Origin of the sequence: Anaerobranca gottschalkii DSM 13577 (genome assembly GCF_900111575.1) — a bacterium.
Lineage (GTDB): Bacteria > Bacillota > Proteinivoracia > Proteinivoracales > Proteinivoracaceae > Anaerobranca > Anaerobranca gottschalkii.
In genome coordinates this window covers 1-1,743 of the sequence record NZ_FOIF01000104.1, presented here as the reverse complement: position 1 = coordinate 1,743, position 1,743 = coordinate 1, and the positions used below count along the sequence as shown (strand labels likewise).

1 protein-coding gene and 1 pseudogene are annotated in these 1,743 nt (G+C 37.5%); both read right to left on the bottom strand.

From position 1 onward, the window contains the following. Positions 1-95: 95 nt before the first annotated feature. Complete coding sequence (gene ahpF, locus BMX60_RS11800; RefSeq protein WP_091351627.1) at positions 96-1,622, bottom strand: alkyl hydroperoxide reductase subunit F; 1,527 nt, start codon at positions 1,620-1,622, stop codon at positions 96-98. 28 nt (positions 1,623-1,650) lie between these two features. Beyond that, positions 1,651-1,743, bottom strand: a pseudogene (locus BMX60_RS11795) (peroxiredoxin); the annotation flags it as partial.

The window sequence follows — 1,743 nt, the reverse complement described above, 5'->3', positions numbered from 1 at the left end:
ATACATCGATAAATTTACCGTTGTGAAATGCTTTGGCGTTAAATGGTAATACTTCTTTTCCTATTAGTGACATAAACAACACTCTCCTTTTATTTTTAGTTTCTTATTAAATAATCAAAGGCTGCTAAAGCGGCAGTTGCTCCTGAACCCATTGAAATAATAATCTGTTTGTATGGACTATTGGTACAATCACCTGCTGCAAAAAGTCCAGGTATATTGGTTCTACCTCTGTTATCTACTACAATTTCCCCTATTGGGGTTTTTTCTATATCTAAATCTAACCAATCGGTATTTGGTACAAGACCTATTTGAACAAAAACCCCTTCTAAAGGAATTTCTTTAGTTTCTCCACTATCCCTTTCGGTATATAGGATCCCCTTGACTTCTTCATCTCCTACTATTTCCTTAGTTTGAACATTTTTTAATACTGTTACATTGGGGAGACTATAGAGCCTTTTTTGCAATACAGCATCAGCTTTAAGCTCTGGTAAAAACTCTAACACAGTAACATGTTTAACTATTCCAGCTAAATCAATTGCAGCTTCTATCCCAGAATTCCCCCCACCGATTACTGCCACCCTCTTTCCTGCAAAGAGTGGTCCATCACAATGGGGACAATAGGCAACTCCTCGATTTTTAAGTTCCTGCTCCCCTGGCACCCCTAAGTTTCTCCAACGGGCTCCAGTGGCAATAATTACAGTTTTACTTTTCAAAACTCCACCATTGGCTAATTCAATATGGAAAATTTCATCTTTTTTAATGCCTTTTACTTTTTGACCTTTAATAATATCTACATCATATTCTTTAACATGTTCTTCTAATAAAAGGGCTAACTTAGTTCCTTCTGTAGCTTTAACACTGATAAAGTTCTCTATTTTTAAGGTATCTAAAATTTGACCACCAAACCTTTCTGCCACTATTCCTGTTCTAACCCCTTTACGGGCTGTATAGATAGCAGCACTGGCACCGGCTGGTCCTCCACCAATCACTAAAACATCGAAGATAGGTTTGTTGTCAAATTCCCTAGGATCAACTGGTTTAGCTATTTTCTCCAAAATCTCCTCTAAAACCATTCGACCACTAGCAAAAAACTCACCATTTAAATAAACACTAGGGACAGCCATTATTTTTTTCTCTTCTACCTCTTCTTTAAACACTGCTCCATCTATCATAGTATGGGTTATATTTGGATTTAGCACCGCCATTGTGTTTAAAGCCTGAACGACATCAGGACAGTTATGGCAACTTAAACTGACAAAGGTTTGAAAATCAAGTTTTCCTTCAATTCCTTTAATCCTCTCCACTGTTTTTTCATCAATTTTAGGTGGTCTTCCGCTGACTTGCAGAAGGGCTAGGACAAAGGAGGAAAATTCATGTCCTAAGGGAATTCCGGCAAAAGTTACACCGGCGATCCCATTAGGAGAACTCAAACTAAAACTTGGGGTTTTAGCTAAATCAGCCTTTTCTACCTTGATTTTGGGAGACATTTGAGCAATTTCTTCTACAAATTCTTTTAAGTTTTGGGACTGTTCATCACTACCAACACTTAAATCAATCTGAACATCTCCCTCTAACATCTCCAGGTATTGAGCTAATGCAGCTTTAGTATCTTTATCTAACATTTCAGATTCTCCTTTTTGGTCAATGGACTTAAATTTTACCTACTAAATCAAGGCTTGGTTTTAAAGTAGCTGCTCCTTCTTTCCATTTAGCTGGGCAAACTTCTCCGGGATGGTTTCTGAT

Bases quoted from the DNA above. Each gene is read 5' to 3' on its own strand.
- ahpF (WP_091351627.1), bottom strand. From the start codon at position 1,622: ATGTTAGATAAAGATACTAAAGCTGCATTAGCTCAATACCTGGAGATG.